This is a genomic window from Gordonia soli NBRC 108243, assembly GCF_000334455.1.
Taxonomy (GTDB): Bacteria; Actinomycetota; Actinomycetes; order Mycobacteriales; family Mycobacteriaceae; genus Gordonia; species Gordonia soli.
On sequence record NZ_BANX01000028.1, the window covers coordinates 32,332 to 52,383 of the forward strand.

10 protein-coding genes and 1 riboswitch are annotated in these 20,052 nt (G+C 68.4%); of the genes, 4 read left to right on the plus strand and 6 right to left on the minus strand.

All coding sequences use genetic code 11. The features are described 5' to 3' along the window. Positions 1-32 precede the first annotated feature (32 nt). Positions 33-410 carry a glyoxalase superfamily protein gene (locus GS4_RS18015; protein ID WP_007623187.1) on the minus strand — a complete coding sequence of 126 codons (378 nt, stop codon included), beginning with the start codon at positions 408-410 and terminating at the stop codon, positions 33-35. 150 nt (positions 411-560) lie between these two features. Beyond that, positions 561-762: riboswitch (cobalamin riboswitch) on the plus strand. 154 nt (positions 763-916) lie between these two features. On the opposite strand from GS4_RS18015, the gene metE reads away from it, so the two are divergent. Both metE and GS4_RS18025 read left to right on the plus strand, forming a co-directional pair. Then, positions 917-3,211, plus strand: coding sequence for a 5-methyltetrahydropteroyltriglutamate--homocysteine S-methyltransferase (gene metE / locus GS4_RS18020; RefSeq protein WP_007623188.1), 2,295 nt, complete (start codon positions 917-919; stop codon positions 3,209-3,211). Positions 3,212-3,265: 54 nt separating this feature from the next. Next, positions 3,266-3,901, plus strand: coding sequence for a nucleoside/nucleotide kinase family protein (locus tag GS4_RS18025; protein WP_007623190.1), 636 nt, complete (start codon positions 3,266-3,268; stop codon positions 3,899-3,901). 283 nt (positions 3,902-4,184) lie between these two features. Here the strand turns inward: GS4_RS18025 and GS4_RS18030 are convergent, their stop codons facing one another. Genes GS4_RS18030 through prpD form a run of 4 tightly spaced genes read right to left on the minus strand, consistent with a single transcriptional unit; the run spans position 4,185 to position 11,183 of the window. Further along, the gene (locus tag GS4_RS18030) at positions 4,185-7,574 is read right to left on the minus strand and encodes a pyruvate carboxylase (RefSeq protein ID WP_007623192.1); all 3,390 of its coding nucleotides are present in this window, start codon (positions 7,572-7,574) and stop codon (positions 4,185-4,187) included. Positions 7,575-7,615: 41 nt separating this feature from the next. Then, the gene (locus GS4_RS18035; RefSeq protein ID WP_007623194.1) at positions 7,616-8,755 is read right to left on the minus strand and encodes a bifunctional 2-methylcitrate synthase/citrate synthase; all 1,140 of its coding nucleotides are present in this window, start codon (positions 8,753-8,755) and stop codon (positions 7,616-7,618) included. Continuing rightward, positions 8,752-9,681, minus strand: a complete 930-nt coding sequence (gene prpB, locus GS4_RS18040) for a methylisocitrate lyase (protein ID WP_007623196.1) — start codon at positions 9,679-9,681, stop codon at positions 8,752-8,754. The genes GS4_RS18035 and prpB overlap by 4 nt, the downstream gene beginning before the upstream one ends. Then, positions 9,681-11,183, minus strand: coding sequence for a 2-methylcitrate dehydratase PrpD (prpD, locus tag GS4_RS18045; RefSeq protein ID WP_007623199.1), 1,503 nt, complete (start codon positions 11,181-11,183; stop codon positions 9,681-9,683). Before prpD ends, prpB begins: the two co-directional genes overlap by 1 nt. A 119-nt stretch (positions 11,184-11,302) precedes the next feature. Between prpD and GS4_RS18050 the strand changes: the two genes are divergently transcribed. Next, complete coding sequence (locus tag GS4_RS18050) at positions 11,303-12,766, plus strand: short-chain fatty acyl-CoA regulator family protein (RefSeq protein ID WP_040511040.1); 1,464 nt, start codon at positions 11,303-11,305, stop codon at positions 12,764-12,766. Between the two features lie 29 nt (positions 12,767-12,795). Here the strand turns inward: GS4_RS18050 and GS4_RS18055 are convergent, their stop codons facing one another. Then, entirely contained in the window at positions 12,796-18,264 is a 5,469-nt protein-coding gene (locus GS4_RS18055) for an ATP-binding protein (RefSeq protein WP_007623208.1), read from the minus strand. 239 nt (positions 18,265-18,503) lie between these two features. Between GS4_RS18055 and GS4_RS18060 the strand changes: the two genes are divergently transcribed. After that, entirely contained in the window at positions 18,504-19,979 is a 1,476-nt protein-coding gene (locus GS4_RS18060; RefSeq protein ID WP_007623210.1) for an MFS transporter, read from the plus strand. Positions 19,980-20,052 lie beyond the last annotated feature (73 nt).

The window sequence follows — 20,052 nt, forward strand, 5'->3', positions numbered from 1 at the left end:
CATACCGGCTCAGCTGACGTGTCGCGGCGACGTCAGGCCTCGGTCGGCGTGTGGAAGACCAGTCGGTTGCCGAACGGATCGGTCAGGCGCACCTCGCGCGCCCACGGCATCGTCTCGATCCCCGGGCGCAGCGGGTAGTCCTTGGCGCGGATCTCGCGATGGAACGCATCGAGATCGGCGATGCGCAGGCGTACTGCCGAACCCGGGGTCGCGTCGCCGTGGTGCTCGCTCAGATGCAGGGCCCAGTCCCCACGGGAGACCTGCCGATACAGCGGCAGGTCGGGCTCGAACCGGTGCTCCCAGTCGACGACGAAGCCGAGATAGTCGAGGTAGAAGCGGTCGGCCTCGTCGCCGGGGAACACACGCAGGATCGGGACGACGGCGGGCGGCACCTCACGCTGTGGGGTCATGACCCACACAGTAGGTGTGCGGGCGCGTAGTCGACCGTTGTCGGGTTGTGGTCGCCGGGTCGATCGGTACCACTGTTGGCCGGTGACGCATGGATCGTTAGGGTGGACGACGCAAGTGGTTCGCCTCCCCCGGGACACATGGAGCCCCTATTCCTGCGGGTGGCGTCGAGTCGGGACCGACGGTCCCGACGAGAGGGAATCCGGTGTGACTCCGGAGCTGTCCCGCAGCGGTATGCCGTAACGACCATCGTCATCGAGCACTGGACCACGAGTCCGGGAAGCGACGGCCAGTAGGAGCCTCCCCGGAGGCGCGACGGCGAGCCCGAAGACCTGCCAGGTGTACCGGACGCGCCGCGTCCGGTGGCTCACCGCCTCGTGGAATGGGCGCAGGTCGAAGAGGAATCAGTGGTGCGTGCCCGACGTTGCGTCGGCGCACCCGGGGCTTCGTCGACTCTCCCCGTTATGGGCGGTGAACCGTCCGCGACGTCAGTAGGGGATTCGACTCCATGACCGACACCACGAGCCGCGCATCCGCGGCCCCGTTCACCACCACCGTCCTCGGCACCGCCCGCATCGGGCCGCGTCGGGAACTCAAGCGCGCCATCGAGGGCTATTGGGCCGGCCGGATCGATCGATCCGAACTCGAACGCACCTCCGCCGATCTGCGACGCGCGCAGTGGACCGAGCTCGTCGACGCCGGACACGACTCCGTGCCCGTCAACACGTTCTCGTTCTACGACCAGTTGCTGGACACCGCGGTGCTCCTCGGTGCCCTGCCCGCACGGTTCGACGAGATCAGCGATCCGCTCGATCGCTACTTCGCCGCCGCCCGCGGTACGGCCGACCTGGCCCCGCTGGAGATGACCAAGTGGTTCGACACCAACTACCACTACATCGTCCCGGAGATCGGGCCGGACACCAGCTTCACGCTGCGACCGGAGAAGGTGCTCTCGGAGGTCACCGAGGCGCTCGAGGCGGGTGTCCCGGCCCGTCCGGTCGTGATCGGTCCGCTCACGTTCCTGGCACTGGCGAAGGCCGTCGACGGGGCATCGCATCCACTGACCCGATTGAACGAACTGCTCCCGCTGTATCTGGATCTGCTGGGCAAACTCGCCGACCTCGGGGTCGGATGGGTGCAGATCGACGAGCCGGTCCTGGTGACCGACGCCGCCGACTCGCTGGCTCATCACGCGGAATCGGTGTACACCACGTTGTCGGGGGCCTCCCATCGTCCGGCGATCGCCGTCGCCACCTACTTCGGTGATGCCGGCGACCGCCTCGCCGCCCTCGCCCGTACCGACGTCGAGGCCATCGCGGTCGACCTTGTCGAGGGTTCCGTCGACACCGTCGCGGCCGTCCCGGGACTCGGCGACAAACTGCTGATCGCCGGCGTCGTGGACGGACGCAACATCTGGCGCACCGACCTGGCGTCGGCCGCCGCGACCCTGGCGACGCTGCTCGGTTCGGCCCGTGCACTGGCGGTCTCGACGTCGAGTTCGACGCTGCACGTCCCCTACACCCTGGCGGCAGAAGACGAGCTGGACAGCAACCTGCGCGGGTGGCTCGCGTTCGCCTCCGAGAAGTTCCGCGAGGTCGCCACGTTGGCGCGGGCGCTCCGCGACGGGCGCGGGGCCGTCGCCGGCGAGTTCGAGACCAATGCGCTGGCACTCTCGACCCGGTCGTCCGATCCCCGCCTGCACGTCACCGCTCTGCGGGATCGCCTCGACGCCATCGGCGATGCCGATGCACGACGTAGCCCGGCGGATCAGCGTCTGATCCAGCAGCAGGAACGTCTCGGACTGCCTGCCCTGCCGACCACCACCATCGGCTCGTACCCGCAGACGTCGGCGATCCGCCTGGCGCGGGCGGCGTTGCGCACGGGCGAGATCGACCAGGCCGAGTACGAACGTCGGATGCAGGGTGAGATCGCCGACGTGATCACGCTGCAGGAGCAGATCGGTCTCGACGTGCTCGTCCACGGCGAACCCGAACGCAACGACATGGTGCAGTACTTCGCCGAACAGCTCGAAGGGTTCTTCGCCACGGCCAACGGTTGGGTCCAGTCGTACGGGACCCGGTGCGTGCGTCCGCCGATCCTGTTCGGCGACGTCGTCCGCACGTCGCCGATGACGGTCGACTGGATCACCTACGCGCAGTCACTGACCTCGAAGCCGGTGAAGGGCATGCTGACCGGTCCGGTCACCATCCTCGCCTGGTCGTTCGTGCGCAACGATCAACCGCTGTCGGCGTCGGCGAACCAGATCGCCCTCGCCATCCGCGACGAGACCGTGGACCTCGAGCGGGCGGGCGTCGGGATCATCCAGGTCGACGAGCCCGCGCTGCGCGAACTGCTCCCCCTCCGCGACGCGGAGAAGGCCGCTTATCTCGATTGGGCGGTGCGGGCGTTCCGGATCTCGACGTCGGGTGTCGACGACGCGACGCAGATCCACACTCATCTCTGCTACTCCGAGTTCGGTGAGGTCATCGGCGCCATCGCCGATCTCGACGCGGACGTGACCTCGATCGAGGCGGCGCGTTCGCACATGGAGGTCCTCGACGATCTCAACGCGATCGGATTCGGCAACGCGGTGGGACCGGGTGTCTACGACATCCATTCGCCCCGTGTCCCGGGGTCGACCGAGATCACGTCGTCGTTGCAGTCCGCACTGAAAGCAGTCGGACCGCAACGTCTCTGGGTCAATCCCGATTGCGGACTGAAGACCCGCGGGACGCCCGAGGTCACCGAGTCGCTGACCAACATGGTCGCCGCGGCCCGCGAACTCCGGGATGCCCTGGCCTGAGGCCGCCGCGCCGGGCCGGCCTGCTCCTCGTCCGCGGGCGCTAGGCTCACGGGCATGACCGGGCCCGGTGATCTCGACGACCTCCTCGTCGGACTCGGTACCGAATCAGGTGCCGGTGCGCGCGTCGTCGTCGGGATCACCGGCGCTCCCGGGGCAGGCAAGACCACCGTCGCACTCGATCTGGTGCGCCGGTGTCGAGAACACCACGGCGACAGCGCGGTCGGATATCTGCCGATGGACGGCTTCCATCTGTCGAACGCGGTTCTGCGGTCCCTCGGTCGGGAAACGCGCAAGGGTGCTCCCGACACCTTCGATGCCGAGGGGTTCGCGGCGCTGCTGGAGCGTGTCGTCGGCGCGTACCGGCGGTCCGACGTGTACTGCCCCGACTTCGATCACACCGTCGGCGAACCGATATCGGCATCGCTGGTCATTCCGTCATCCGCACGCCTTGTCGTCGTAGAGGGCAACTACCTCGGTCTCGACGAGCCCCCGTGGGATCGGATCGCACCTCTGCTCGATCGCCTGGTCTATGTGGACGCGCCCGCCGACGTCCGTCGGGATCGATTGACGACCAGGCACATCGCCGCCGGAAAGACCCCAGAGCAGGCTGGAGCCTGGATCGCGGACGTCGACGAGCCGAACGCCGCGATCATCGCCGGCACCCGCACCCGCGCCGACCTCTTCCGCTGATCCCCACCCTCGTCGACCGTGCGCTCCAGATCATTGACCGTGCACCCCACACCGCCGACCGTGCGCTCCAGATCGTTCATCGTGCACCCCACACCGCCGACCGTGCGCTCCTGACCGTCGACCGTGCACATCAGACGCCACTCACCAATCGGATGATGCGCCGCCATTGGTCACCAGCGCACGATCGACCTCCCCAAACGCACGATCAACGCGCTCGGGCGCACGATCAACGCGTTCGGGCGCACGGTCGAGGTGTTGGGGCGCACGGTCGTCGGGGGTGGGGTCAGGTGAGTTCGATGATGAGGTCTCCGGCTTCGACTTGTGCGGTGGTGGTGATGGCGATGCGGGAGATGGTGCCGGCTTTGGGGCTGGTGATGGCGGCTTCCATCTTCATGGCTTCGATACCGGCGACGCGTGCGCCGGGTTCGATCTCGTCGCCGACCTCAACGGCGACGGTGACCACCCCGGCGAAGGGTGCGGCTACGTGGTGGTCGTTGTCGGGGTCGGCTTTCTCGGCGGCGGGCACCTCGACACCGACGGCCCGGTCGCGGACCTGTACGGGGCGTAGTTGGCCGTTGAGGATGCACATGACGGTGCGTAGTCCGCGGTCGTCGGGTTCGCTGATCGCTTCGAGGCCGATGAGTAGTTCGACGCCGGGTTCGAGTGCGACGCGGTGTTCTTCGCCGTAGCGCAGGCCGTAGAAGAACTGGTTCGCCGACAATCGGGAGGTGTCGCCGTAGGTGACCTGATGCTCCTCGAAATCGGTGGTCGGGCCGGGGAACAGCAGCCGGTTGAGGGTGTCGCGACGGGTCTGGCCCGGCTGGTCGAGGGCGGCGGAGTCCTCATCGGAGATCGCCACCACCTCCGGTGCCGGTGACCGCCCCTGCAACGCCTTGGTGCGCAACGGTTCCGGCCAGCCGCCGGCGGGGTCGCCGAGTTCGCCTCGCAGGAACCCGATCACCGAGTCGGGGATGTCATAGGAGGTGGGGTCGGCGGCGAAATCGGCCGCCGAGATGCCCCGCCCCACGAGCGCGAGAGCCAGGTCGCCGACCACCTTGGACGACGGGGTGACCTTGATCAGTCGGCCCAGCATCCGGTCCGCGGCCGCGTAGGCTTGTTCGACCTGCTCGAACCGGTCGCCGAGGCCCAGCGCGATGGCCTGCTGCCGCAGATTCGACAACTGGCCGCCGGGGATCTCGTGGGTGTAGACCCGACCGGTCGGGGCGGGCAGCCCGGACTCGAACGGCGCGTACACCTTCCGCAGCGCCTCCCAATACGGCTCGAGGTCACACACCGCCGACAGATCGATACCCGTGTCACGGTCGGTGTGCGCGGTCGCGGCCACGATCGCCGACAACGCCGGCTGCGAGGTGGTTCCCGCCAACGCCGCGCTCGCACCGTCGACCGCATCGGCACCGGCCTCCCACGCGGCGAGGTAGGTCGCGAGCTGGCCGCCGGGGGTGTCGTGGGTGTGGACGTGGATGGGTAGGTCGAACTCCGACCGCAACGCAGAGACGAGCTTCGTCGCGGCCGGTGCGCGCAGCAGACCGGCCATGTCCTTGATGGCCAGCACATGCGCGCCCGCATCGACGATCTGCTCGGCCAACCGCAGGTAGTAGTCGAGGGTGTACAGGCTCTCCGACGGATCAGCCAGATCACCGGTGTAGGACATGGCGACCTCGGCCACCGCGGTACCGGTGGCCCGGACCGCCTCGATCGCCGGACGCATCGCCTCGATGTTGTTGAGCGCGTCGAAGATCCGGAAGATGTCGACACCGGTGGCCGCGGCCTCGTCGACGAACGAGGTGGTGACCTTGCTCGGGTACGGCGTGTAGCCGACAGTGTTCGCGCCACGTAACAGCATCTGCAGACAGATGTTCGGGATCGCTTCGCGCAACTGCGCCAACCGATCCCACGGGTCCTCCTTGAGGAACCGCAACGCCACGTCGTAGGTCGCCCCACCCCAGCACTCCACCGACAACAACTGCGGGGTCAACGCCGACACATAGGGCGCGACCGCGAGCAGACCACTGGTGCGTACCCGCGTGGCCAACAACGACTGATGCGCATCCCGGAACGTCGTGTCGGTGAGCCCCAGCTGCGGACGCGCCCGCAGATCCGCGGCGAACCCTTCCGGCCCCAACTCCAGCAGCCGCTGACGTGAACCATCGACCGGTGCAGCCAACACCGCCCGATCCACATCCGGCAACTTGTCGCGCGGATACACCGGGGTCGGCCGCTCACCGTGCGGCTTGTTCACCGTCACATCAGCCAGGTAGGTCAGGATGCGGGTACCGCGATCGGCAGACGCGCGAGCGGTCAGCAACTGCGGCCGCTCCTCGATGAACGACGTGGTGACCCGACCGGCCCGGAAATCCGGATCGTCCAGGACCGCCTGCAAGAACGGCACATTCGTGGCGACCCCGCGGATGCGGAACTCGGCGACAGCTCGACGCGCCCGCGCCACCGCGGTCTCGAAATCACGACCGCGACACGTCAGCTTCACCAGCATCGAGTCGAAGTGCGCCGACACCTCCGCACCCAGGTTCGCGCCACCGTCCAGACGCACTCCGGCCCCACCCGGCGTGCGGTACGCGGTGATCCGACCGGTGTCGGGTCGGAACCCGTTCGTCGGGTCCTCGGTAGTGATCCGACACTGCAGCGCCGCTCCGCGGATAGCCAGGGTGTCCTGCGACAATCCCAGATCCGACAGCGACTCACCCGACGCGATCCGCAACTGCGCCGCCACCAAATCGACATCGGTGATCTCCTCGGTCACCGTGTGCTCGACCTGGATCCGCGGATTCATCTCGATGAACACATGCTGCCCCCGCTGGTCCAGCAAGAACTCGACGGTACCGGCACACGAATAACCGATCTGGCGAGCAAAGGCGACCGCATCCGCGCAGATCCGCTCCCGCAACTCCGGCGACAGGTTCGGTGCGGGCGCCAACTCGATGACCTTCTGATGCCGGCGCTGCAGGCTGCAATCCCGCTCGAACAGATGGATCACATCACCGTGGGTGTCGGCCAGGATCTGCACCTCGATGTGACGGGGATTGATCACCGCCTGCTCCAGGAAGACAGTCGGATCACCGAAGGCCGACTCCGCCTCCCGCGAGGCCGCCGTGATCGACTCCGCCAGCTCATCGATCGTCGCGACCCGACGCATCCCGCGACCACCGCCGCCGGCCACCGCCTTCACAAACACCGGGAACGTCATATCCCGCGCCGCAGCCAGCAACTCCTCGACATCGGCAGAGGGCGCCGACGACGCCAACACCGGTAGCCCGGCCTCACGCGCAGCGGCCACCGCGCGCGCCTTGTTGCCGGTCAGCTCCAACACCTCGGTCGGCGGACCCACGAAAGTGATCCCCGCCGACGCACACGCGGCTGCCAGATCAGGATTCTCCGACAGGAACCCGTAACCGGGATAGACCGCATCCGCCCCCGACCGACGCGCGGCCCCCACGATCTCCTCGACCGACAGATACGCCCGCACCGGATGCCCCGGCGACCCGATCTGATACGACTCATCAGCCTTCGTCCGATGCACCGAATTACGGTCCTCGTACGGGAACACCGCCACCGTGTTGGCACCCAACTCGTAGGAGGCGCGGAACGCGCGGATCGCGATCTCGCCGCGATTGGCAACCAGAACCTTGTCGAACACTCGCTGATACTTCCTCTCTCACCCGGGCGAACCCGGGACGATCACGCGCCGACGGCGCGCTGCGGTGTGCCCGAGTACTCACTCAGCGGGCGGATCAGGGCATTCGCCGCCGCTTGTTCCATGATGTGTGCGGTCCACCCGGTGATCCGACTCATCACGAAGATCGGCGTGAACGATCCGATGTCGAAATCCATCAGGTGGTAGGCCGGACCGGTCGGGAAGTCCAGGTTGGGCTTGATCCCGGTGCGGCCCGACATCTCCGCCTCCAGGACATCGTAGATCTCCAACCATCGTCGGTCGCCCAGATGCTCGGAGACCTTGGTCAGGGCCGCCTTCATCGTCGGCACCCGGGAGTCTCCGTTCTTGTAGACGCGGTGACCGAAGCCCATGATCTTCTCCTTGCGGGAGAGTTTGCCCTCCAGCCACTCACGCGCGTTCTCTGGACGGTCGATGTCGATCATGTCGTACATGACAGCCTCGTTCGCGCCGCCGTGCAGCGACCCCTTGAGGGCGCCGATCGCCGCCGTGACGGCGCTGTGCATGTCCGACTGCGTGGACGTCACGACACGAGCGGCGAAGGTCGAGGCGTTGAAGCTGTGCTCCGCGTACAAGACCATCGACTGCTCGAAGGCTTTCAGGATGACCGGGTCCGGCGCCTCACCGAAGCACATCACGAAGAAGTTCTCGACGTACCCGAGGTGGCTGTGCGGCGCGATCGGATCGAGTCCGCGCCGTCGACGCAGGTCGGCGGCGACGATCGTCGGCAACACCGCGAAGAGCCGGAGCGACTTGTCGAGGTTCGCCGACGGGGTCGGGTCGTCCTCGATCGGGTCATCGGCGCCCAGGTAACTGATCGCCGTCCGGACGACGTCCATCGGGTGGCAGTTATCGGGCAGCTTCGCCAGCAAGCTCAGCAGTGATCGGCTCGCGCGGCGGGATGCGCGTTCGCGCTGCAGAAACGCATCCAGTTCGAGCGGTGTCGGCAGTTCGCCGTGCCAGAGCAGGTATGCCACCTCCTCGAACGAGCAGTGCGCGGCGAGGTCCTGCACGGGATAGCCGCGATAGATCAGCGAGTTGGTCTCGGGGACGACCTTGGAGACCGCCGTGGTGTCGACCACCACTCCGGCGAGTCCCTTGTGGATGGTCGTCTGGGTGTCGCCGGTCGGCGTCGCGATGGTCACAGCCGTGCCTCCTCGATGGTGAAGTTGTACAGGTCGGAGTCGAAGGAGTTGTAGTCGGAGTACCGGAGCAGCTCGTAGAGTCGTGACCGATGCTGCATTCCGTCGAGAAGCGCTGATTGCGTTCCGGCCGAATCGATCTCACGGAGTCCCGCTTCCACGGCCCCCATCGCGATCCGAAGTGTGGTCACGGGGTAGATGACCGCGTTGTAGCCGACGTCGGTGAGCTGCCGAGCCGTCAGGAGCTCGGATTTGCCGAATTCGGTCATGTTCGCCAGCAGGGGGACGTCCACGGCGGCGCGAAACGCCTCGAACTCCCCCAGGTCGCGCAGTGCCTCGGTGAAGACGAGGTCGGCGCCCGCGTCGACATACGCCTTCGCACGGTCGATCGCGGCATCGAGACCTTCGATGGCACGTGCGTCGGTGCGCGCGCAGATCACGAAGTCCGGGTCGCGCCGCGCCGACACCGCGGCGCCCAAGCGGCGCACCATGTCCCCCACGCCGACAACGTCCTTGCCGTCGAGATGGCCGCAGCGTTTGGGGTTCACCTGATCCTCGAGGTGACAACCCGCGAGTCCCGCGTCTTCGAGTGTCGCCACGGTGCGGGCAGCGCTCATCGGTTCACCGAACCCGGTGTCGGCATCGATGAGGGTGGGCAGGTCGGTGGCCCGGGCGATCTGCTGACCGCGGCCGGCGACCTCGGTGAGCGTCGTCAACCCGATGTCGGGCAGCCCGAGGTCTGCGGACAGCACCGCGCCCGAGACGTAGACACCCTCGAATCCGATGTCGGCCACCAGTTTCGCGACCAGCGGCGAGAACGCCCCCGGCCAGCGCTGCAGCGTTCCCGACGACAAACCGTCCCGCAGGGCGCGACGCTTGGCCGAGTCACCGACCGACGAGGAGAACAACGACGGATTCGCGCCGCTCATCAGAAGATCCCGTCGGGGATGGTGGGCGCCTTGTCCAGCACGGTGTCCGCGACCCGGACGTTGAGTCCGAGCAGCTCGTCACCGCGGAGCTCGGCGAGACGGGTGGCCACACCGAGGAACCGCTCCTGCTCGGCCGGCTCGACGACGCCCTCGGCGAGCGTGGCGAACTTCGCCTCGTACTGTTCGCGCCCGAACGGCCGGGCGCCCAGCGGATGCGCGTCGGCGACGGCGAGCTCGTCGGAGATGACCTCCCCGTTGCGCAGTGTGATGACAGCCTTGGCCCCGAAGGCCTTCTCGCGCGGGTCCTCCGAGTGATACCGCCGGGTCCATTCCGGGTCCTCGACCGTCGAGATCTTGCGCCAGAGGGCGATGGTGTCAGGTCGGTTGGCACGCTCTGGCGCATAGGAGGCCTCGTGGTGCCACGTGCCGTCCTGGAGAGCGACCGCGAAGATGTACATCACCGAATGGTCGAGTGTCTCGCGGCTGGCGGACGGATCGAACTTCTGCGGATCGTTCGACCCGGTCCCGATCACCACGTGCGTGTGGTTGGACGTGTGCAGCACGATCGACTCGATCTCGTCGAGGTCGGTGATCCGCTCGCGCAGCCGACGCGCCAGATCGATCGGCGCCTGACTCTGGTACTCGGCCGAGTGCTCCTTGGTGTAGCTGTCGAGGATGGCGCGCTTGGCTTCACCGGGGCCCGGCAGCGGGATCTCGTAGGCGCCGTCGGGGCCGTCCAGCAGCCAGGCGATGACGCCGTCCTCCCCTTCCCAGATCGGGGCGGGCGCACCCTCGCCGCGCAGGGCCCGATCGACCGCCTCGACGGCGATCTTGCCCGCATGCGCCGGCGCGAACGCCTTCCAACTGGAGATCAGGCCCTTGCGCGACTGCCTGGTCGCGGTGGTCAGGTGGAGCGCCTGCCCGACGGCCTGGTAGATCGTCTCCTCGTCGAGGCCGAGCATGGTGCCGATGCCCGCAGCCGCCGACGGTCCCAGGTGCGCGACGTGGTCGATCTTGTGCTTGTGCAGCGACATCCCGCGCACCAGGTCGATCTGGATCTCGTAGGCGGTTGCGAGGCCGCGGATCAGATCCGCGCCGGACACGCCCTTCTGCTGGGCGACCGCGACCAGCGGCGGGATGTTGTCACCGGGGTGTGAGTACTCCGCCGCCAGGAAGGTGTCGTGGAAGTCGAGTTCGCGTACCGCGACACCGTTGGCCCATGCGGCCCACTCCGGCGAGTAGCGGCCGTCGACGCCGAAGACGGTCGCACCCGGCGTCCCCGGATGCGCGAGGGCCTGCGTCCGGGCGGTGGTCACCGGTCGTCGGATGACCGACGCCGCACTCACCGATGCGTTGTCGATGATGCGGTTTATCACCATCGCCGCGGTCTCCGGCGGAACGTCGACGGGATCTACCGCCACCTCGGCGATCTTCTGGGCGAGATGGTCGGACTGCGGGAATTCGTCGGCGCTGCGGCGGGTCCGCACGGTGTGGGTGATCATGTTCGCACCGTACGCAGCCGGTAACCCCCAGCGAAAGACGCGGCAGATGCGTATTTTGGCGAATCGGTGGCGTCGAATCTGTGAATCTTGTGTACGCCCCTGCGCGTAGTCTGACCCGCATGGCCAAGATGTTCGTCGGAGCTCGTCTTCGACGCCTGCGCGACGAGGCGGGACTGTCGCAGGCCGCGCTGGCCCGGCGGATCGACCTGTCGACGAGCTACGTCAACCAACTCGAGAACGATCAGCGGCCGATCACGGTCCCGGTCCTGATGTCGCTGACCCACGAGTTCGACCTCGACCCGAACTACTTCGCCGCCGACGGCGACGCCCGACTCGTCGCCGACGTCGCGGACGCGTTGGCCACCCACGCCGAATCAGGGCGAGCCCGACGCTCCGAGGTCGCCGAACTGGTCTCCCGGATGCCCGACGTCGGGCAGACGCTGGTGTCGCTGCACCGGCGACTCATGGCGGCCACCGCCGAGCTGGAGACCTACCGGGGCCAGGTCAGCGATCCCGGTACGGCGAACCTGCCGCCGATGCCGTTCGAGGAGGTCCGTGACTTCTTCTACGACCGCAAGAACCACATCCCGGAACTCGACGATGCCGCCGAGCAACTCTTCGAACTGCACGGGCTGTCGATCGGCGGACTCGACGTACAGCTCGCGGATCTGCTCCGCGCCGAGTTCGGCATCTCGGTCACGATCACGTCCGACACCGAACCGGGCGACGGCGGCCCCGGCGAGCCGGGCCGGACCACGATGGCGCACGTACCCAAACGGCGGTACGACGAGACCGCCCGGGTGGTCCACCTCGCCCGACGACTGACGGCCGGCCAGCGGGCGTTCCAACTCGCCACCCAGCTGGCGCTGCTCACCCAGGGTGAGCTCATCGACCGGTTGGTGGCCGCCGACGACGGCCTCGACGAGATGTCGATCCCGTTGGCACGCATCGGATTAGCGAACTACTTCGCCGGGGCGCTGGTACTGCCGTACGGACCGTTCCTGCGGGCCGCGCAGGCGTCACGGTACGACGTCGAACTGCTCGGGCTGCAGTTCGAGGTGGGGTTCGAGACCGTGTGCCACCGGCTGTCGACGCTGCAACGCCCCGGCAGTCGCGGGGTGCCGTTCATCTTCGTACGCACCGACCGGGCCGGCAACATCTCGAAGCGACAGTCGGCGACCGCATTCCACTTCTCCCGGGTGGGCGGCAGCTGTCCGCTGTGGGTGGTGCACGACGCCTTCTCGGCGCCCGGACGCATCCACACGCAGGTGTCGCAGATGCCCGACGGCCGATCGTATTTCTGGCTGGCACGCACCACCGACGACGACCGACACGGATTCCTCGGCCCCCGTACCGGATTCGCCGTCGGCCTCGGTTGCGATCTCGCGCACGCCGACGAACTGGTCTACTCCACCGGCGTCGACTTGCGCGACCCACGCACGGTGGTGCCCATCGGCGCCGGGTGCAAGGTCTGCGACCGGCCGGCCTGCCCGCAGCGGGCGTTTCCCCAGCTGGGCAGACCGATCCGGGTCGACCCCGGTGTCAGCGACTCGATCCCGTACCGCCCCGAGCCGGTCCGGTGACGCGGACCGACCCGGGCGAGATCACAGGGTCAGCTGTCGGCGGCACCGCCGAATCCGGCGATGGCCGCGATGATCCGGGGCCGCAGTTCGTCGGCGCCGATGACGGCGTCCACCGAACCGACCTCCACCGCACGTCGGATGCTGTGCACACCGTCGAACTCGGCGGCGACCTCGCTGATCTTCTCCGCGCGCACCGACTGCCGGACGTCGGCGAGTTCGGCGTTGAGCGCAGGCAGTTCGGCTCCCGCGGCCTCGGCCATCCGCGCCTCGACCGCACGGACCCGTGGATCGGCCGCGACCCGCGAGGCGACCTCGCCGGCGAAGACCACAGCCGCCGCGGGTGCGCCGCCGAGCACCGACGCGAACGAACCGTCGATGGCCAGCACCGTCATGTTCGGGTTCAGCGCCTTGGAAAACACCACGAACGCTCCGCCGTGATAGCGCGAGATCACGCAGAACACGATGGGGCCACGGAAGTTCACGATGGCACGACCGATCTCGGCGCCGTACTCCAACTGGAGCTTGCGCATCGACTCGGGTGACCCGTCGAAGCCGGAGAGGTTGGCCAGCACCACCAGCGGTCGGTTGCCGCTGGCGACGTTGATCGCGCGGGCCGCCTTCTTCGACGACTGTGGGAACAGCGTGCCCGCCGTGTACACGTCCGGCCCGTCGGTCGGCTTGTAGCCGCGCCGCTGCACCTCCTGCGATTCGATGCCCAGCAGGCACACCGGGATTCCTCCGAGGTGCACGTCGGCGACCACCGCGGTCTCCGCGTCGGCCATCCCCGCCCACCGCTCGAGTACCTGGTGGTCCTGATCGGCGACGGCGCGCATCACCGTGCGGATGTCGAAGGGCTTCTTGCGGTCCGGGTTGGTCGCGACCGAGAAGATGTCGCCGACCGTGGTGAAGTCGCTGCCCGCCAGCACATGCGGGAAGTCGCGGACGTCGCGGTCCACCGGGTCCGTGGTGGTGGCGCGACGCGGCCCGGCCTCACCGGGTGCCACATAGGTGTGGTCGTAGTGCGACATCAGGACGTCGCGAGCGGCCGCGAGGTTCGGCGCCCAGTACTGGGCCTGGCCGTTGGGGCCCATCACGCGGTCGTAGCCGCCGATACCGAAGTTGTCCTCCGCCGACACACCACCGGAGAAGTCGAGCGACTGCTTACCGGTGAGCACCATCGCCGAATCCGGCGTCATCACCAGCACACCCTTGGTGTGCATCAACATCGTGGCCTCGGCGTTCCAGTACGGCTGCGCACCGACGTTGATACCGGCGACGACGATGTTGATCTCTCCGCCCGCCTGGGTGAATTCGACGACGCGCTTGAGCGCCTTGGCCACCCAGTCCATGTTCTCGGTGCCGGAGTCCATCGAGATGCGGGCGCCCGAGGACAGGGCGTACCACTCGACCGGTACCCCCAGTCGGTCCGCGAGGTCGATGGCGGCGATCACCCGCGCACACTCCGGCTCCGACAATGCGCCGAGGGACTTCGTCGGATCGCCCAGCAGCAGTACGCGGGTGACCCCCTGGTCGGGATGCTTGGCGGTCGGCGTCGTGACGATGCCCGCGACGATGGCCGCGGAGTTGTTGCCACGAGGCCGGTCGACGGGCACGAGCTGCCCGGCGTCGTCGAGGTCGTGCTCGGTGAACGCACCCAGCAGATCCACGAGCTCGTAGGGGTAGACGGTGTTGCGGCGCGCGGCGCGCAGCACCTTCTGGCGGTAGGAGTCGACCGGTTCGATCGGCTCGTCCGTCGGGTCGCCGACGACGACATCGAACCCGCCCGTCGCGGTGACCGAGAAGCGGACCGTCACCTTCTCGAGCGTGCCGCTGACGCGATCACGACGACGCGCGATGAGCAGCACCTCCTCGATGCCCACTCCACGTGTGGTCGCCCAGATGTGGTCGGAGATCGTCTGCAGGTCGGCGGGTGCGGTGCCGATCGGGGGCCACACGTACATCACGATGCGGTTGGTGTCCGATGTGCGCTTGCCGTCGGCACGGGCCTGACGGATCGAGTCGACGCAGGAGGCCAGGGTGGTCTCCGCGGTCGGCAGCGTCATCAGGCGACCGTCGTGCTCGCGCAGTGCGTCGAGGTCACGCACCTGGGCGAAGGCGATCAGCCGATCGTCGGCCGGGTTCTCCTTGGCCACACAGCGGAACAGGTAGACCTCTTCGTCGTCCGACGACGGCAGTCGCGTGAGGTCGAACTTGCGCAGGCGTTCCATCTGCATCCGACGCGCGATGTGCGGGTGCAGGCCGCGGATGAGCCGCTCCTCCACCATCCCCGTCGCCGACGGGCGGAAGGTGAAGTGGTGGTGCATCCGCGCATTGCCCGAACCGGCGACGGCGAAGGTCAGACGATGCAACTGGTGCGGGCCGGGATTGGCGGTGACGATGTCGTGCAGGACCCGGGCCATCTCGTCGAAGCTGTCGGGCTGCTGCTCCCAGCTGAGGTAGATGTCGGCGTCCATCGACGAGGTGTCCTTGGCCAGCTCGACCAGCCCGCCGACCGCTGCCGCGACGTTGTCGAAACTCACCGCGGCCGAGGCCAACTGCACGCCGTCGCGCTCGGCGACGACGAATGTCGTGCCACCGGCCTGGTGGGTCCGCACGCTCTTGAGTCCGGTGTTCCCGTAGTAGCGGCGGGTGAGGATCTCGAGCATCACCGTGTTGTCGAGATGGCCGCGCTCGATCCGCTGGCCCAGCAGGCGGACCAGCGGCTCGGTGCTGCGGACCATCGCGGCGATCCGCTCGTCGCGGTCGGACGAGTCCGGCGCGCCGTCGAGATGCCGCAACTGCTTGCGGACATCGTTGTAGATGCGGGCGCGGTTGCGCCGCAGCAGCGGCTGCCCGTACCAGGCGTAGACCACGGCGCGCGCGAGGTCGGCGATCGCCGGGAAACGGACCTGCGTCGCCGCGACGAGCCCGTCGAGTCCGGCTGCGACGTCGTCACGCAGTTCGTCGCGCGGAGTCGGCTCGGCGAGCCACTCCTTGAGCAGCGCGCTGACGACGGTCACCGAGTCGGCGGGGTTCTGCAGCGCCAGGAAGATGCGGAAGACCGCCGCCTCCAGATCGGGACTGCGATCCAGATCCGTGACACCGTAATGCCGTAGCGCCCTCAGGAGCTGATCGTGGAACGCCGCAGGCAGACCGTCGCGGTCGACGTCGAGACTCTGCAGGTAGGTGTGGAAGTTCTCCCGCGCGCTGTGCACGTGCTCGACGCCGAGCTCTTCGTCGGACAGTCGGTTCTGACTCAGCTGTGCGAGATCGGCGAAGACGTCGATCAACTCGATCTCGTCGGCCAGCGGTCGGCGACCGCCCTGCGCTGCGACCCGGCGCACGTTCAGGTAGTCGTGCAGCAGGCGGGACCGGTCGTGCGGATCGACGTCGTACCCGAGCAGCTGGCTGCGCAGGTCCTCCTGCGTGCGGGTGGTGCGGTCGGCGGCATCGAGCTGTGCGGGCTCGGGGAGCTCGAGGTCGGCCACCTCGACCGGTGCGTGGGCCTCGTCGTCGGTGTCGTCGGACAGCGGCTCGAGGCGCAGCAGCGGCGCGCCGACCTCCACCTGCGACCCGACCGAGACCGTGCACTCGCGCAGGCGCGAGCGGGTCGGTGCCCGCAGCACCGTCTCCATCTTCATGCTCTCGAGGACGAGAACCGGGGCCCCGGCCTCCACCTCGGTACCGACCTCCACCGGCAGGGCCACCACCAGGGCGGGCGCCGGAGCGCGCAGGACGCCACCCTCGTCGAGGCTGACGCGATGCGCGATTCCGTCGACCTCGACGAACCGCACCGGCCCGTGGGTGTCCATCAACAGGCGGTAGCGGACGTCGTTGAGGACCATCTGCGCGGTGTGCTCGTCGAAACGGTCGAGATCGACGTCGGCGGTGCGAGACTGGTCACCCGCCTCGATGACCACCCGGAAGCGATGCGCGCCGATGCGGGCCACCCGCACGCGGTAGCCGACACCGCGCAACTTGAGGTCGAGCGGCCGGCCACTGCGATGCTGGACCTGCGGGCGCCCACCGGCGGCGGTCGCGAGCAGCCGCGAGCGCTGGACGGACTCCTCCTCCTCGTACGCGTCGATGGCGGAGGCGGCCAGTGCGATGGTGGCGTGCCGATTGACCACGAGACCGTCGGCGGCCCGAACCCGGTCGATCCAACCTGTGTCGGCGCTGCCGTCGATCACCTCGGGACGGTCCAGCAGTTCCAGGACGAAGCTCTTGTTGGTCGCGCCGCCCTCGATGACGACGCGGGTCTCCGACATCGCGCGGCGCAGGCGTCCGAGCGCCTCCTCACGATCGCTGCCGACGGCGATGATCTTGGCGATCATCGAGTCGAAGTCGGCGGGGATGACATCGCCCTCGCTGACGCCCGTGTCGATGCGGATGCCCGGTCCGGTCGGGAGGTCGAGTCGGGCGATGCGGCCGGGCGCGGGCGCGAAGTCGCGATCCGGATCCTCGGCGTTGAGGCGGGCCTCGATGGCATGGCCGCGCTCACGCGGCATCTCGCCCGACAGCGGGACGCCGGCCGCCACCGACAGCTGCGCACGGACCAGGTCGAAGCCGGTGGTCGACTCGGTGATCGGGTGCTCGACCTGGAGTCGGGTGTTGACCTCGAGGAAGGCGAACAGCTTCTCGCCCGGGTGGTACAAGAACTCGACGGTCGCGGCACCGCGGTAGCCGACGGCCAGCGCGAGGCGTTCGGCCGACCGCTTGAGCTCCTCGGCCTGCTCGGGCGCGAGCACCGGTGACGCGGATTCCTCGATGATCTTCTGGTTTCGCCGCTGCACCGAACAGTCGCGCACCCCCAGCGCCCACGCGGTCCCCTGCCCGTCGGCGATGACCTGTACCTCGACGTGGCGGGCACCGGTGACCAGACGCTCCAGGAACACGACGCCGCTGCCGAACGCCCGCTCGGCCTCGGCGCGGGTGCGCTCGTAGGCATCCACCAGTTCGTCGTCGCTGGTGATCACGCGGATGCCGCGACCGCCGCCGCCGGCCGTCGCCTTCAGCATCAGCGGATAGCCGATCCGGGCGGCCGCGGCCTTGGCGTCGTCGACGCTGTCGACTGCGCCACCGCTCCACGGTGCGACCGGCACACCGACCTCTTCGGCGATCAGCTTCGCGCCGATCTTGTCGCCGAGCTTGCGCATGGCCTCCGGCGAGGGGCCGACGAAGGTGATGCCGATCCGCTCACAGAGCTCGGCGAAACGCGGGTCCTCGGCGACGAATCCCCAGCCGACCCATGCGGCGTCGGCGCCGGTCTCGAGCAGCGCGCGCTCCAGGGTCTTCAGGTTCAGGTACGGCCGGTTGGCGGCCGGTCCCAGGTCGTAGGTGATGTCGGCGTCACGCACGAAGGTGGCGGTGCGCTCCACGTCGGTGTGCAGGGCGACGACCTCGATGTGCTGTCCGGTCTCGGCCGACATGGCTCGAGCGGCGCGGATGAGGCGCATGGCGGCCTCACCACGGTTCACGATGGCAATCCGGGTGAACATCACTACTCCCTCCCCCACGGGCGCGGTGGCCTCACGAGGTCTCGCGGCTCCGACCGACTGTCCCACGCGCATTCGGCGTGGAACACCAGGACGTCGACGGGCGACGACGACGATTGTGACCAATGGATCGGCTACGCGCGAGTACGGTCACCGCGGCGTGACCCGATCCACTCCGGTTCGGTCCTGCCCCGCCCCACCCGATAGCGTGGCGGCATGGCGACGTGGAGGTGGATGCGACCGTGAGCGCGACGCGTCGCGACGATCCGACGGCCACCACCCCACCACCGACTCCGACCGATCGCACCCCGCGTCTGGCGGTGGTCCTGCTGTGTACCGCCGGGATCGTCGTCGCACTGACCCAGACCATCATCGTCCCCCTCATCCCGCAGTTGCCGACGATGTTGCACTCCAGTGCCGACAACACGTCGTGGGCACTGACGATCACGCTGCTCGTCGGTGCGGCCATCACCCCGATCGGGGGGCGACTCGGCGACATGTACGGCAAGCGGTTGATGCTGCTGCTGAGCATGGCGTGCGTCGCGGCCGGTTCGGTGGTGTGCGCGGTCGTCGACGCCCTGCTGCCGTTCCTGATCGGCCGAGCGCTGCAGGGCATGGGATTCGGTGCGATCGCGCTGGGGATCAGCGTGATGCGCGACATCGTGCCCGCACGGCACCTGGGCTCCGCGGTCGGGACGATGAGCGCATCGCTGGGCATCGGCGGCGCACTCGGCCTGCCGTTCGCGGCGATCATCGCCGAGCACGTGAACTGGCATGCACTCTTCTTCGTCACGGCCGCGTTCGCGGTGCTGTGCGGCGTCGGCCTGGCACGGACCATCCCGGCAAGTCCGACGCGCGTCGGCGGCCGCTTCGACGCCGTCGGCGCCATCGGTCTGATCGCGATCCTGGTCTGCATCCTGCTGCCGCTGTCGAAGGGGGCGACCTGGGGATGGGGCAGTCCACTCACCCTGGGACTGTTCGGCGCCGCGGCCGTCGTTGCGGTGATCTGGTCGCTGGTGGAGCGACGCGTGGCGAACCCGCTCGTCGATCTCGCGGTCGCCATGCACCGTCCCGTGCTGCTGACCAACATCGCGTCCGTCGCCGCCGGCTTCGCGTTCTATTCGATGCAGCTCATCCCGATCCAGCTGTTGATGGCCCCGACATCGAGTCCCAACGGACTGGGGCTGGACATGGTCACCGCCAGCCTCATCCTGACGCCGAGTGGTCTGGTGATGTTCGTCTTCTCGAACATCAGCGCGCGGATCGCCGCACGCCACGGACCGCGGATCGCCCTCGCCGTCGGTGGCGGGATCCTCGGTGTCGGCTACGTCGTGTTCCTGACCGTGCTGATCGGCCCGTGGCGGATCGGATGGCCGGTGATCATCGCCGTCGCCTGCATCATCGGCGCCGGTCTCGGCATCGCCTACTCGGCGATGCCCGCGCTGATCATGCGAGTGGTCCGCGTGGAACAGACCGGCGAGGCCAACGGCGTCAACGCCCTCATGCGAGTGGTCGGGACCTCGGCGTCGGCGGCCACGGTCGGGATGATCCTCACGTGGTCGGCCATCGAGATCTCCACTCCGGCGGGCCCGGTGTCGGTGCCCGGTGAGTCGGGTTATGTGTGGGCCGCGGCCATCTCGTTGGTGGCGAGCGTGACTGCCGCAGTCATCGCTCTCGCGATCCCGACCGGACGTCCGGTCACCGTCGACGACATCTGATCCGACACGGCAACGCCGGTCATCGCCCCCGGCGATCCGTACCGCAGCGAGCCGGTCAGCTGTGATGCCCCGG

What these genes read in the sequence shown, in the direction of transcription:
- GS4_RS18050 (WP_040511040.1), top strand. Translation starts at nt 11,303, where the DNA reads ATGGCCAAGATGTTCGTCGGAGCTCGTCTTCGACGCCTGCGCGACGAG.
- GS4_RS18055 (WP_007623208.1), bottom strand. Translation starts at nt 18,264, where the DNA reads ATGTTCACCCGGATTGCCATCGTGAACCGTGGTGAGGCCGCCATGCGC.
- metE (WP_007623188.1), top strand. Translation starts at nt 917, where the DNA reads ATGACCGACACCACGAGCCGCGCATCCGCGGCCCCGTTCACCACCACC.
- prpB (WP_007623196.1), bottom strand. Translation starts at nt 9,681, where the DNA reads ATGAGCGGCGCGAATCCGTCGTTGTTCTCCTCGTCGGTCGGTGACTCG.
- GS4_RS18025 (WP_007623190.1), top strand. Translation starts at nt 3,266, where the DNA reads ATGACCGGGCCCGGTGATCTCGACGACCTCCTCGTCGGACTCGGTACC.
- prpD (WP_007623199.1), bottom strand. Translation starts at nt 11,183, where the DNA reads ATGATCACCCACACCGTGCGGACCCGCCGCAGCGCCGACGAATTCCCG.
- GS4_RS18015 (WP_007623187.1), bottom strand. Translation starts at nt 410, where the DNA reads ATGACCCCACAGCGTGAGGTGCCGCCCGCCGTCGTCCCGATCCTGCGT.